The sequence below is a fragment of the Terrisporobacter petrolearius genome, from assembly GCF_020748185.1.
GTDB lineage: Bacteria > Bacillota > Clostridia > Peptostreptococcales > Peptostreptococcaceae > Terrisporobacter > Terrisporobacter petrolearius.
Genome location: NZ_JAHZMO010000007.1, coordinates 110,155 through 125,907 on the forward strand (window position 1 = coordinate 110,155; position 15,753 = coordinate 125,907).

Annotated in this window: 7 protein-coding genes; all 7 read right to left on the bottom strand. The window is 27.2% G+C overall.

The window, feature by feature from the left end:
- Nucleotides 1-13 precede the first annotated feature (13 nt).
- The gene (gene ytvI, locus K0040_RS06515; protein WP_228108118.1) at nt 14-1,081 is read right to left on the bottom strand and encodes a sporulation integral membrane protein YtvI; all 1,068 of its coding nucleotides are present in this window, start codon (nt 1,079-1,081) and stop codon (nt 14-16) included.
- A gap of 107 nt (nt 1,082-1,188) precedes the next feature.
- Entirely contained in the window at nt 1,189-2,442 is a 1,254-nt protein-coding gene (locus K0040_RS06520; protein WP_228108119.1) for an HlyC/CorC family transporter, read from the bottom strand.
- A gap of 566 nt (nt 2,443-3,008) precedes the next feature.
- On the bottom strand, nt 3,009-6,539 hold the full coding sequence (locus K0040_RS06525; RefSeq protein WP_228108120.1) for an SbcC/MukB-like Walker B domain-containing protein: 3,531 nt from the start codon (nt 6,537-6,539) through the stop codon (nt 3,009-3,011).
- Nucleotides 6,526-7,737 carry an exonuclease SbcCD subunit D gene (locus K0040_RS06530; protein ID WP_228108121.1) on the bottom strand — a complete coding sequence of 404 codons (1,212 nt, stop codon included), beginning with the start codon at nt 7,735-7,737 and terminating at the stop codon, nt 6,526-6,528. Before K0040_RS06530 ends, K0040_RS06525 begins: the two co-directional genes overlap by 14 nt.
- A gap of 18 nt (nt 7,738-7,755) precedes the next feature.
- Nucleotides 7,756-11,541 carry a helicase-exonuclease AddAB subunit AddA gene (gene addA / locus K0040_RS06535; RefSeq protein WP_228108122.1) on the bottom strand — a complete coding sequence of 1,262 codons (3,786 nt, stop codon included), beginning with the start codon at nt 11,539-11,541 and terminating at the stop codon, nt 7,756-7,758.
- Nucleotides 11,541-15,002, bottom strand: a complete 3,462-nt coding sequence (gene addB / locus K0040_RS06540) for a helicase-exonuclease AddAB subunit AddB (RefSeq protein WP_228108123.1) — start codon at nt 15,000-15,002, stop codon at nt 11,541-11,543. Before addB ends, addA begins: the two co-directional genes overlap by 1 nt.
- A complete protein-coding gene (locus K0040_RS06545) occupies nt 14,992-15,750 on the bottom strand; it encodes a PD-(D/E)XK nuclease family protein (RefSeq protein WP_228108124.1) in 759 nt (252 codons plus the stop codon). Before K0040_RS06545 ends, addB begins: the two co-directional genes overlap by 11 nt.
- Nucleotides 15,751-15,753: the final 3 nt, after the last annotated feature.

A 15,753-nucleotide genomic window follows, 5' to 3' on the forward strand; every position in this document is an offset into this window, starting at 1 on the left:
AGTTAGCCTTCTTTTATAATATATCTACTTTTTCTAATATGTCATGCATAACTAATAATCCTAAAAAGAATATTATGCCTAGTATTCCTCCTACCTGTATACCTACAAATATAGCTATTATTGTAAGCAATGGACTTATTCCCACATTTGCTGATACTAACTTTGGCTCTAATATTTGTCTAAGTATTGATAATCCTATAAATACTATTGCTATTCCTATGGATACAACGTAATTTTCTATAACAAAGTAATAAATTATAACTGGAACAAATATTACAATTATACCTAAGAAAGGTATTAAGTCTAGTAATGCTCCTATTATAGCTAAAGGTAATCCATAAGGAACCTTAAATACTGAGAAACTTATCCATATAACTAAAAATGTAATACTCATTAGAATTGTATACGCTTTTATGTAACCTTTTATTGAATACATTATTTCATTTTTTACTCTACGAACTTTTATTTTTGTGTCATCTGTAAAAATACTTAAAAAAGCATTCTCTATTTTATCAAAATCCTTAGCTATAAAATATGTAGACATAAATAATGTTATTATTATAAGCACTACTGTTGGCAAAGATGTTGCCAAATCTATTATTTTAGCTAACATTGTCTTAGCTATATCAGCAAGGTTCTTCCCGTAATTTGCTACTAAGCTTTGAATATCTATACTACTGTTAGATATTCCCTGAAAATAGTTAACATATTTATCTAGGTTGCTTACCCAATCGTTTATCATTGTTCCCAAATATGAATAACTATTACTGTCTATGTTATTCAAAAAAGAAACTAAATGTTGACTTCCTTTTACTAGTAAAAATGAAGCTAAAAATATAACTAAACCAACACCTAATAAACTTAAAAATAAAGTTGATATTCCTTTATTCACTTTAAACCTTCTTTTTAGTTTTTCAGATATAGGATTTATAATAACCGCTAACAAACCTGCTATAAAGAACGGAGCTATATACCCAAAAGTTTTTACAACTAATAAAAACAGTATTAAATATATAACAAAAAATATTACATTATTTTTTAACTTATGTAAAAAGGATTTATTCAATACAGACACACTCATCATTCCCTTCTATATCTTGGATTGTATTCTCAATATAATCTTTATATATAAAATCCACCTTATTTAAAAATACAAATAAAACACTGTTTAAAACAGTGCTTTATTTGCTATAACATTATTCTGATTTTCTTTATTCTGTTTTTGTCTACTGACTCTATATTAAATTTAACCCTATCTACTTCTATAACTTCATTTTCTTCTGGTATGTGTTTGATATATCCTATAATATATCCTCCTATAGAGTCAAATTCTTCAGATTCTAAATTAATATTTAAAACTTCATTTACGTCGCTAATTTTAGTACTTCCTTCAACAAGGAACTCATTAGAACTAATTACTTCTATTTCATCTTCATCCTCATCAAATTCATCTTCTATGTCACCGACTATAACTTCTACTAAATCTTCTATTGTTATTAAACCTGCTGTACCACCATATTCATCTACTACAATGGCCATTTGGCTTTTGTCCTTTTTCATTTCTTCAAGAAGTTGAGTAATTTTCTTAAATTCATAAGTAAAGAAAGGATCTCTAATATATTGTTTTATATCAAAATTTTCTATTTCTTCATCATTTAAGAATATTACATCTTTTATATTTAATATGCCTATAATATCGTCAATTGTCTCTTCATATACAGGCATTCTGCTTAACTTTTCTGTTTTAAATAATTCAATTATTTCTTCATAACTATCTTCTTCATCAATAGCTACAATATCTAGTCTTTGAACCATAGCTTCTTTTGCTTGCATATCACCAAATTCAAAAACATTATTGATTATTTCTCTTTCTTCCATTTCTAATAAACCTTCTTCATGACTTACATTTACCATGGTTTTTAACTCTTCTTCTGTAATAAATGGTCTTACACCATGATCATCTACACCAAGAAGTTTAAATATTATTTTTGTAATAACATTAAATATCGCCACTACTGGCTTTAATATTATCATAAAAAATTTAATTGGCTTAGCCACCATTAATGCTACTTTTTCAGGAGTACTAGCTGATATAGTTTTTGGTGTTATTTCTCCAAAAACTAATACTAATACAGTCATCAAAGCTGTGGCTGCTGCTACACCTTGTGATCCCCATATAGTTATAAATAATGAAGTAGATATAGATGTTGCTGCTATATTAACTATGTTATTTCCTATTAAAATGGATGTAAGCAATCTATTGGAATTCTCAATTAAAGAACCTACTAATTTTGCTCCTCTAATTCCATCTTCCTCCATATGTCTTATTTTTATTCTGCTAAGTGACATTAATGCTGTCTCAGATGCAGAGAAAAATCCTGACGCTATTAATAAAATTACTAATAAAACTATTTGAACCAAACTACCGGTCGAACTATCCAACCTTTACCACTCTCCTACGTATATATATTTTATATTATTAAGTATTATAGCATAAGTTAACCTCATTTTAAATTAATTAATTTTATTAAATGGTCATTGTAAATATTATATCCATTATGTCCCTTATTAATTTAAACTTATCATAAATAAATCAATAACAAAAACACTGAAAAAAATTATCTTGAAAAAAAAAGTTTTTTTTATCATTTTGTGTCATTTTATGAATATTTACATATATTAAAATTAAGAAAGGCTAATACAGAGTCTTTCTTACAACAATAATATTTTGTTGTTACTCCTTTGTTGATATTTATTTCTGAGCTTCGTAAAAAAATGTATAAAATTCTAAATAACGGAAAGAATTATATATGAGAGCGGAAATTATATATCTCTCCCCCTAATAAGTATATATTTTTAAGGCATCTACTATTCCCCCAGTAGGTGCCTCCTTTTTTTATTCATTATTAAATCCATTGACAACCCTTAATTTAGGAGTTTTCACAGTTTTAAAATCAATCATAATTTCCTAACATGTAAAAAACCGACCTTTTAAGGCCGGTTTTAATCTAACTATATTCTATTTCCACTCTAGATCCTTTGCCCACATCACATGGACTAACCAAAAGTTTTACTGGTACTCTATTTTTTAGTTCTTCCACATGTGAAATTATACCTATGCTTAGTTGATCATTATGAAGATTTTCTAAAGACTCCATAACTACATCTAGCAATTCTACATCTAAGGATCCAAAACCTTCATCTAGGAAGAAGAATTCTAAAGGACTACTTCCTTTTAATTGTATTTGAGATGATAATGCAAGTGCTAAAGATAATGATGTTAAGAATGTCTCTCCTCCTGATAATGAATCAACGCTTCTTCTTTGCCCACCATTCATATTATCTCTCATTATGAAATTTAGATTTTCGTCTATTTCTAGTGCATACCTACCTCTAGTTATAGAACCTAATCTTTTTGATGCTTCTAATGCAATATATTTAAGTTGATTAGTGGCAACATATTCTACAAACTTATTTCCCATTATCAATTTATTTATTTCATCTAATAATGATAATTCATGTTCAACTTTTTTAACTTCTTTTGTTATTTCTTTTATTGATAATAAAGATTTTTCAATATTTTTAAGCTCATTTTCCTTTGAACCAATATTTTTTCTTAAATTAGCTATCTCATTTTTTAATGAATTAATTGATATATGAAGATTTTCAAAGTCTTCAGGTTTTATACTTCTTCCATTTAACTTTTTATTTAAATCAAATATTTTCACTATTAAGTATTTAGTCTCTTCATCAAAATATTCTATTTCACCTTTGTATTTCTCTTTTTCTTCTTTTGGTAAAATAGATTTTTCCACAGAATTAACGCAGTCAAATTTATTTTCTACTAATAAATTTGTTAATGTTTGATTTTTACTTTCTAATTGTTTTTTAGCTTGAGATAAAACACCATCTTTACTACTTTTTAACTTTGTATTTTCATCAAAATCATGCTTCTTATTAGTTAACTCTTCATGTAGTTCCTTTTCATTATTTGTTACTTTGTCAATATTTTCTATAGTAGATTGTAGTAGTTTTGCTGGTGAAACACCCTTAGCTATTTTGTTTAATTCTTCTTCCTTATTTTTTAATTCTTTAGATTTAGTATCTTTAAGTTGAATCAAGTTAGAAAGTTTCTTGTCAATTTCATTAAATAAGGTATCTTTTTCTTTAAGTTCCTTATCTAAAGTTTCTTTTTCTTTATTTAAAACTGACATTTCCTTATTTAACGTTTCAATTTTCTTTTCATTTTCTCCAATTTCTTTTACTTTAGAACCTAAGTCATTAAATTTAACTTTAGATTTTAATCCTAAGTATTCTAAGTTAAGATTATCGTACTTTTTATTTAAATTATCTATTTTTTCTTTTAATTCAACACTTAGTTTTCTGTCTAAATTCAAATTTTCCTTTATTTTAACTTCTTCTTTTTCCACATCATATTTTAAATCTTTTATTTTGTATGTTTCTTCAATTGTCTTGTTTTTATCTTCTTCCCATGATAGTACTTTTTCTTCTAGTATTTTTAGTTCCTTTTGCTTTATATCTATTTCTTTTTCCAATGAAGAAGAATTGTAATCTCCTAATTTGACTGATAACTCACTTAAAGTCTTTCTTTTTATACTTTCAAATGAATTAATTTCCGTATTCTTTAACGATAGTTCATCATGATTTCGTTTTTCTTTATTATACTCATCTTCTAATTTTTTAATTTTCTCTTCAATTAGTTTAGCTTCTTCTAAATTAGCACTAACATAAATTTTTTCATGATGAGTTGAGCCACAAACAGGACAAGGCTCGTTTTCTTTTAATTCTTCTCTTAAATAAGCCGCCATATTTTTATATATTAGGCTTTTTTGTTCCTCTTTTAAATCTTCTATAGTTTTATTTATTCTTTGTAATTTTTCACTACATTCATTTAGATATCTCTGATTTTCAAATTTACTTTTTTCATTTTTATTTAAATCATCTTTAATAGAATTAATTTGTTTTTCATAATCCTTTGTATTTTCCAATCTTGATTTCAAATTATGTAGGTATTCTTTTTCACTTGATACTATTTTGTTGTCTCCAGGACAACTTCTATTTAAAGTTTCCTGATGATCTAAAAGTCTTTTTAATTTTTCATTTACTGATGATTTATTCTTTTCCACATCAATATTTTTAAACTTTAAATCTTCAATTCTTTTACTTACCTCTTTTAATAATTTATTATTTTCTTCTTTTTCCACACTTAATTTTTTTAACTCTTCTTCTTTATTATAAGCTTCAAATATATTTTCTTTTAAATCTGTACTTATACTTAAAGATTCAACATTTTTATTATTATCTTGAATTTTTTTATATTTACTATCAACTTGATTTTGTAAATCAATTATTAGTTTTTCTAAATCTTCTTTTTCCTTATTATCTATATCAATTTCTTTTTTTAGTTCTTTAATAGAATTATTTAAAACTGCTATTTTTTCTTCTAAATCTATTCCTCTTTGAAGTTTACTTTTTTCTTCAATTAATAAAGGTATCTTTTCATTTTTAGCTTTTTTTGCCTCTTCATATCGAATGGATAATAAATCTATTTCTTTTTTAATATTAGTTATAATTCCTTCTAATTTTTCCACTTCGTTAGAGTTTTCGTATATATCTTTTTCCAATATTTTTATGTCATTTATATGAGGAATAATAGCTTCTCCTCTTTCACTTCTTTCAATTGCTTCTCTTTTTATATTTATTTCTTTTTCTTTTAAGTCTATTTGTGATTTTCTATCTATATGTTTTTGTAAAGATTTTTGATCTTCGAATATTATTTTATTTTCTTCAAATTCTTTTTCAGCTTTTGATAAATCTTCATTTTTAGTTTTTTCTAGATTTTTAGCTTGTAAAAGTTCTTCTCTAATTTCCTCGTATAATTCTTCTGTAATTCCTTCATGTTGGCTAAGTTTACCATTTAAACTGGTTAAATCTTCTTTTGCCCTATTTCTTCTTAGCTTAACCTTAGTTGAAAGTTTTTCACCGTATTTTTCAAGATTAAATATTCTCTCAAGCATTTTCCTTCTATCTCTATCTTGTAGTTTTAAAAACTCACTAAACTTACCCTGAGGTAAAACTACAGATCTTGTAAAGTCGTCAGAAGTTAATCCTATAATATCTTGAATTTTAATTTTTACTTCTCCAACCTTGTCAGCAAGTACATTTATGTCTCCGTTATCTTTTATTTCTCCTAAAAGTACCCTGGAAGTTTTAGTACCTCCTGCTGGTGTATTTTTTATAGTCCTTTCAACAAAATATCTTTTTCTATTGTTTTTACTTCCTATTTCAAATTCATAATTTACAATTGCTTTGTCACAGCTAGAATTTATATAATCAGTAGTATCTCTAGAAATATCTCCATACAAAGCTATAGTTATGGCATCTAATATAGTAGATTTACCACTTCCCGTATTACCAAAAATACCAAATAATCCTCTTGATGTTAACTTTTGAAAATCTATGGTTTGCTTATCAGTATAACTATTTAACCCCGTTAGCTCTAATTTAATTGGTCTCATCGTCTTCACCCTCTTCGCTTACTATGTTCAAAAATAAGTCCATAAGCTCTCCCCTTGGCTCACATTTTTCTTTGAATTTGTAAAAATCACTAAATAATTGAGCCATGGATTTTTCCTTTAAGTCGATTTCTTCCGCCTCATATTCAGAGGTAATAATTGGCTTTATCTCAATAATATCACTTAAATAAGATTTCATTTTCTTTATATTTTCTTGACTTATAACTTCATCTGTTTTTATTTCAAAGTAAGACCATATATCTCTGTCTTTATTTTCTTCACATACTTTTAAGGCTTCTTCTATGCCATCACATTTGAAAACCTCAATAGGTTTATAGTTATTAAAGTATATAGTTTCTATTGAAGGCTCTTCATTTGCATGTATTTCTACTATATTTGCTCCTTTAACATAAATTCTCTCTTTTACGCTATATTGTAGCGGTGATCCTGAATAATATACATTTAATCTTTCAGATGCTTTTTGTGGCTTATGTAAATGTCCTAAGGCTGTATATTGAGCTTTTTGTGGTAAATCACGCTTATCAACTACAAGACTTCCTCCCAGTTGTATTTGTCTTTCTGAGTCAGATGGGTCGCCTCCACATACAAATAAATGAGATACAGCTATGTTTATGCTATCTTCTTCAAAGTTTTCTTCTAAATTTCTGAATATATCACCTATTTTATTAGAGTATGTTCTTTGTAGCTCTTCTTCATTCTCAACATCTTTAATTGCATCATTTAATCTTTTCTCACTTGGATAAGGTAATGTGATTATAGTTACTTTCTCTTCCTTAATGCTTAATTTTAAACATCCTTCACTGGCTTTCACTATTTCATAACCTTTATATTTTTGTTCAGTTGTACTGCTTAATGGATATCCTAAAATTATAATTCCCTGCTCTTTTGCAAGAGGTGAAACAGCAGATAATCTTTCTGGATTATCATGATTACCTGCTATAATTAACACACATCTATTTCCATCATCAGCTAATCTACTAACTGTTTTATAAAATAAGGTTTCTGCCCCAGCTGGAGGATTTGAAGTATCATACACATCTCCAGCAATAATAACCATATCTATGTTGTTTTCTTCAACAATTTTTATAAAATCATTGCAAAACTTTTCTTGTTCCTCTAATCTTGAATGGCCTTCCAGATTTTTACCTATATGCCAATCTGATGTATGAATAAATTTCATGGCTCCTCCTTTTATTTTTTATAATTTAACTTCTTCATCTATATTAAATAGATATAAATACTTTTCTTTAATATTTTTACCTGTAAGCTTATTTAAAGCCTCTGCATACAAGTCTAACTGCTTTTCATATCTATTTATTACTTCTTGTTTATTATCTTCATCTATATAGTCTGTTTTGTAGTCTACTATTACTATTTCTTCATCTTCTTCAAAATATAAGTCGATGATACCTCTAAGCATTAGACTCTCCTCTTCATAGGTTGCCCTATTATTTTGAATATCTTCATTATTTAGATAAATATCGTTCATTTTTATCTGAGAATAAATACTTTGTTCTCTTTTTATTAAATGGGATGATAATGCTCTTTTTCCTATATTAGATTTGAAGAATTTATATATTTTAAAAGGATTAATAACTAATGATTGTTTTTCACTTATTATTTCTCTTTTTATTAAATCTTTAATTTGAGCTTTTATTTCATCTATTGTATTTATTTTATTTAAATCAAGAACTTCCATAACTAGATGGACTATTGTACCCCTTTCCTGAGGGCTTATTTTATTCTTTGCTTCACTTTCTTGAATAAATAATGGTCTTTTTAAAGTTGTTTTTTCTTCATATAAATGCTCTGAGTAATCTTCTTCATGAATACTTTGCATTTTTTTAATTTCTGATACAGATATACTTGCAGAAACTTTTACACTTTCTTTGTAAGGATATAAATAATTTAACTTTTCACTTATTTCTTCCTTATAATCAGCCTCTGTACTTTTTTCTTGCATTTCTTTTAGTAAAGTTTCTATATTAGTTTCTTCTTCTTTTTCTTCAACTACTACGTCTTCTTTTTCCCAAGTGTCTAAAGACCACCTAGAGTCATGATTAGATTGGGATAAAGTTTCTATATCGTAGGCTTTTCTTATTTCCTCAAAGTCTTTATGTTTTAATACCGAAGGCATAATCCAATCTAGATAATTTCTAGCTTTTATCACATCATACTGAGAAACTGGATTATTACCATCTAAGTTTTTACCCCACTTATGTAGTGTTCCTGGAATATCTTTTACAGCTCCAGTTAATATAAGTTTTTCTTTTGCTCTTGTTAAAGCAACGTATAAAATTCTCATTTCTTCTGAAAGATTTTCCAAGTTCATCTTATATTTTAAAGCTTCTTTTGCAATACTTGGATAAGAAATACGTCTATCTATATCTACAAGCTGTGGTCCAAAGCCTAACTCATAGTGATATAACATATCCCTTTTAAAATCCATTGTGTTGAAATTTTTACTCATAGCGCAGCAAAACACTATTGGAAACTCTAGCCCTTTACTTTTATGTATAGACATTATTCTTACAACATTGGCATTTTCTCCAAGAGTTTTAGCACTTCCCATATCTGAGTTGGATTTTTTTATTTTATCTATAAAGTTTATAAAATTGAATATTCCCTTAAAGCTTGTTTCTTCAAACTGCTTTGCTCTTTCAAATAAAATCTTTAAGTTAGCTTGTCTTTGGCTTCCACTTGGAAGTGCTCCCACATAAGCAAAATATCCACTTTTCATGTATAAATGCCATAAAAACTCATCTGTACTCATATACAAAGATTTTTCTTTATATTCTTTTAATTCTCTTAAGAAACTTCTACATTTTTCTCTTATTTCCTTCTTTCCATTGTCTTCACTTTCACTAATTAGTCTTATACATTCATAAAGATTTGTATTGTTGTTTTCCAATCTAATATCTATAAAATCTTCTGGTGTAAATGAAGTACAAGGAAGTATTGGTGATTTTAAAACAGATAATAAAGGAATATCTTGCATTGGATTATCTATTATTCTTAAAAATGCCATTATTGTTTTAATTTCTATAGTATCAAAATACCCCATGCCCGTATCTGCATAAGTAGGTATTCCCATATTTATTAATTCATCAGCAAATACAGGAGCCCATGCAGATGTGGCCCTAAGTAAAATCACTATGTCTTTAAAATCTACTACTCTATAATCATCTAATTTTTTATCATATACTTTATGTATATTTCCTTCTTCATCTGGTAACATTAAATTTTTGATTATTTTCCCAACCATACGAGCTTCTAATTGTATATTGTCTAACTCTTCTTCTGGTTGTTCTTCTTCATTTTGATTATCTTCCGTAGTTTTTTGAGCTTTTTCCATTAGATGAATTTCTGTAGCTCCTCCCACAATTACTTTTTCTTCTAAATTTTCTTTAAAAGAAGCTCCTAAGTTTAATGCCTCATCTTGTGTATATTCAATCTCACCTATATTTTTACTCATTATATTTTCAAATACATAGTTACAACTGTCTATAACTTCTTTTCTACTTCTAAAGTTTTTATAAAGCATTATTTTTCTATTTTTTTCACCTTTTTGCGTGCCATAAGTAGCATACTTATCTAAGAAAATTTCTGGCTTAGCTTGTCTAAATCTATAAATACTTTGCTTAACATCTCCAACCATAAACCTATTTGGAGTTTTAGTTTTTGCTATAGTTGAAAGTAAAACTTCTTGCACAAAGTTTGAATCTTGGTATTCATCTATGAATATTTCGTAAAACTTTTCTCTGTACTCTAAAGCTATATCACTTCCTACAGCTTTACCATTTTCATCTTCTAAAAAATCTCCCTTTTCATCTTTTTTTATTAATATATCTAGAGCAAAATGTTCAATATCATTAAAGTCGATTATACCTTTTTCTCTTTTTCTTTCACTATAGAGCTCAATAAATCTTTTAAGAATTTTACTTAAAGAATTTACTATAGGGTATAACATTTCTACTTCCTTATTTAAAGCGGAAGTGTTTTTGTTAAACGTGGAACTTTGTATAGATTCTAAAGATTTTTTTGCGTCATCTCTAATTTTTTTAGCTTTATCTTTAGCATCTTTTATATACTCCTCTGCTCCCTTAGGAATTCTTTTTACACCTTTTGCATAGTTTTCAAATTCCAAAGAAATAGCTGCTCTATATGTCTCTTCCCAATTTTCGTCACAACTATCCAGTAATCTTTTTATCATTTTATACTCTATTTTTAATTTATCGGCAAAAGTTTCTAATTCTTCAATACCTTCCACCATTTTTAGTGCTTTATCAAAATTTTTAACTATACCATTAATTTGAATTTTTATAGTATCTAAAATAATTTTTGCCCATTTTGATGTGGAAAAATCAAAATCATCTTCTATATTAAAGTCATTTACACTGTCTTCTAACCATTTCATTGGATAAGGTGAAGACATTACAAAAGAATAAATGCTAAGTACCATTTGTTGTAAATTAGTATCTCCTCTTTTTTCACTGTAGCTCTCCACTAATTTATAAAAATCATCTTCCTTTTCTTCATAGAACTCTTCAAAAATTTCTTCTATTGTTTCTAGCTTTAAAATGCTACATTCTGTTTCATCACCGATTCTAAAGTTAGGATCTAGATCAATTTTATGGAAGTTTGATTTAATAACCTCCAAACAGAAGGAATGTATTGTAGTTATACTAGCTTTATTTAAAAGAACTAGCTGATTTTGTAAATGACTATCTTCTGGATTCTTCTCCAAGGCCTTACCTATTGCATCGCCAATTCTTTCTCTCATTTCTGCTGCTGCTGCATTGGTGAAGGTAACTACTAGTAAGCTATCTATGTCTACAGGTTTTTCTTTGTTTGTTATTATTTGTATTATTCTTTCAACTAATACTGCTGTTTTTCCCGATCCAGCAGCAGCTGCTACTAGTAGATTGCAATCTCTACTATCTATTACTGCTTGTTGTTCATTAGTCCATTTTGGTGAGCTCACTATTTCTTAACCTCCTTCTCCATTAGTTTTATAACTTCTTCATCACTTTTATCATTAAGAATTGTATACATATTTCCTTTTATTGAAGGATCAAATTGGCATATGGATGAATAAGTACAAAAATCACAAGATGTTCCATTTTTATTTTTACATGGAACTATGCTTATATCTCCTCCAACCATTCTTTCACAAAGGTCTTTTACTTCATATTTTACATATTCTCTTAATATATCAAATTCTGGTTCTGTAACACCTTTGGTGTATCTACCTATATTACCATTTTTATCTAAGTTAGCTGGTATAATTAAAGATGTTTTTCTCTCTCCTTCTTTTAGGGACATATCCATTTCTCCGATAATGTCTACATCTTTTAACACAAGTCCATTCATTCTAAGCTTTTTTAATATTTCTTCGTTTATTACAGCATCTTTTTGATCTTCGTTACTTCTTACAATAGGGTTATCTATTCTGTTATAAAGAATAGCTGCTGGTTTTAAGTTTGATTTTTTATGTCTATCGCTATCTATAATTGCATCTAAATAAACTAGCAATTGTAACTGTAATCCATAATAAACTTCTGTTAAGTTGATGGATTTATCTCCTGATTTATAGTCTATAATACGTATATACTTGCTATCATCTTTTTCCAATTCATCTATTCTGTCTATTTGACCAACTAAGGTTACTTCTTGACCATCATTTAATACTAGTTTTATAGGTGGGTATTTTCCATTTTTTCTAAAACTAACTTCGTAGTCAACAGGTTCAAAGTTTCCTTGTTTTATTTGCATGGAAATAATACTAATTGCTGAAACTAGCATTTTTTTCAATCTATATGCCAAATACTTGTATCTTTCAGAAGAATTTAAGATAAATCCAGGTATTTTGCTTACCATTTCATCTACAATAAGAGATACTCTACTTCTAATATAGTCTTCATCTATTTCATGCCAATTTAGCTTATCTTTGTTTAAAGATTTAGAGAAAATATCAAGTATATTATGTATAAAAGAACCTAAGTCTGGTGCTGTAAAAGCATACTCTTTTCTTTCCTGTGCTTTTAACCCATATTGAATAAAATATGAGAATGGACACTGAGCATATCTTTCTAACTTGGAAATACTTAAGTTTTTATTTTCATATAATTGTTTGATTTTTTCTCTTTCTACTTTTTCCACTTGGTTAGTATAGCTTAATCCCCTTACTACTTTCTCCAACTTATTCTTATATTCTTCATCACCTAAGAAATATCTATATAAATCTAAATAAACTTCGTTAATATCCCCTCTAATTTCAAATTCTTTAATAGCATTAATTAACTCGTTAAAAGTAGGTGCTTTTACTGTTATATTATCTAAAGCTGTATCAGTAGAATTATCCAAATCTTTTAGTACATAACTTTTTATATTAATATTAGGAAATATCTTTTTTAGTCTAGATACAATTATAGAAGGTCTTAAGGTCTTTCCTTCATGATCTGATATGGGATAACTTATTGTTAAGTTTTCACTTGTATAAGTTAATGCTTTATAAACTAAAAACTGTTCTTCATAAGTTTTTGTCTTACTATCTATATCAACTTCTATTCCTTTTTCACCTAATGAGTTTCTGTCTTTATCACTTAAAAGGCCACTTTCCTTTGAAATTAGTGGAAATATACCATCGGTAGTTCCTATTAAATAAAGGTGTTTTGTGTTGGAGTTTTTCATTCTATCTACAGAACTTACTAAAACTTGATCCATACTTGGAGGCACAAGTCCTAACTCATACTCGTCAAATCCTAAACTTATTACCTTCATAAATTTATCTAAAGATATTTTTTCATCACCCATTAACTCTACCATTTGATCAAGTATATCTACTACTATTTGCCAAACTTGTGAGTATTCTTTAGCAATTTCCAAATCCCCTTTTTCATTGAAGTTATTAATTAATTTTTGTAAAGTTTCTTCTATATTAATATCCAATAAAAACTCATAAACATAAGTACAAATTTCTCTTACAGTTTTATTTTTCTTATTCAGCTTATTTTGCAGCTTTATAATTGGTTCTAATATTTGATTTCTAGTTTCATTAATTCTTTCTTTTTGCTCCAAATCAAATTCACTTTCTTCTGCCAAATAATTTTGATTAACTTTGTACTCCCATTTTTCTTCGAACCACTTCTTCCCTGTAATTCCGTTTTGAAGCACATAGTTTTCAAGCAAACTTATATCTTCATCACTTACACCTATAAGTCCACTTTTCAAATATCTAAACATTGTCTCATAAGAGTATCTTCTGTTTCTCATTTCCAAAGCAGAAAGAATTAAGACTATAATAGGATTACTTTTTGCCTCTCTTTTTGAATCTATAAAGTTTGGAATTTCATATTCCTTAAAAATTGAACGTACTAAAAAATCATATCTATTTAAATCCCTTGTTGCCACAGTTATATCTTTATATCTAGCTTTTTTCACTCTAACTAAATGAACTATATCCTTTGCCACTTGCTCCACTTCATCATATAAATTATTAAATTCCTTAATTTTTATATGCTCAGTTTCCTTTTCATATTTTCTGTAAGGGTATGCATGATAAAAAGCTTCTAAATGTTGTAATTCTTCATTTCCATTAAACCTTTTTACATTTTCACAATTTAAGTTTATGTTAGTATGAATTTTAACCCCTTCTTCTGCTGCAATTTTATATAGCTTTTCATAAGTATATTTCGTTCTAGAAAAAGCATCATTTTTTGAATATGTAAATTGAGTTAAAGAGTCTATAGTTAGGGAAATATAAACTTCTTTAGCTTGTTTTAACAGTTCTTTTAAAATACTGTACTGATTTGGTGTAAAACCAGTAAATTCATCTATATAAATGTAAGCATTTTTAAAATAATCACATTGTTGTAATTTATCTGATAGAGATGTTAACAAATCTTGAGAGTCCACGTAATTTTCATGTAGATTTTTTTCAAATTCTCCATAAATCTTAGCAATATCCATCAACTTATATCTTAAAGTTTCATTTTCTATTTCTCCAGCTATATTTTCAAGCACATCCGGCGATACATTGTATTGCTTTAATTCAGATATCATATCTGTTATAGATCCTACAAAACCAGATTGTGTAGAAGATTTTCCATATACTTTAAGCTCGTTACTAATTTTGTCTATAGATTTATATATAATCATAGCCTTTCCACTAGAGTTAATATTTACATCAGTAAGTCCCCCCACCTTCGAAAATACTATACTACTCATGGTTTTAAAACTCAGCACCCTACTTCTCAAATATTTGTCCTTTTCTTTTCCTTGGAAAATTTTAGACATATTTTTTTCCATTTCAAATGAGTATTGCTCTGGAACTAAAAGAATTACAGGACTAGTTTCGTTATCTTGTACTCTTTTTTTTATTTCATTTAGCATAAAGGTTGTTTTTCCTATTCCACCTCTACCTAATACAAATCTAAGACCCATAAATGTCTTCCTCCAAAATTTCATAATTTACAGCTTCACTGTTACAAAGCTTATTAAACTCACAGTACTTACAGTGGTTTATATTTTTATTTATATTGTTTTCATTATTAAAATCTTCATTTTCTATATTATCAATAATATTTAAAATCTTCATTTTGTTTTCTTCATGAAGTTTTTCATTATAATTTATAGTCACTGGTTTATTTTCTAATGCCGGCTGATAATAATTCATAATTATATCTTCAATTTTATAATTTGAATAAAATTTTTTCCTTATTATTTCTTCAGCTAAAAACATATACACCACACTTTGCATTCTATTTAATGCATTTTTATATGTAATTTCCTGGTTTTCAGTTTTCCAATCCCAAAGACTTATTTTATCCTTATCTATTATAATTAAGTCAATTTTTGCCACAATTTTTCGTCCATTTAAATTCAGATTCATTTCATATTCTGGCAAATATATATTGTCTTCTTTAATTGGCAACAAATCTTTTATTTTATTTATCCATTTATTAAAATTTTTATCTTCACATTTTCCTATAGGAATATTGGAAAAATACCTTTCACACAATAAGTGAAAATCTCGTCCATATTTTAAGCTGTCATAATATTCTCTACTACCCAAATCATCATGTTTCCAATTTATATTATCTATATATTTATATTTAAACTTAAAAGGACATGATTTATAAGTATTTAGAGAGTTTTGACTATATATAAAATATTTTAATTTCTCATTCATCTA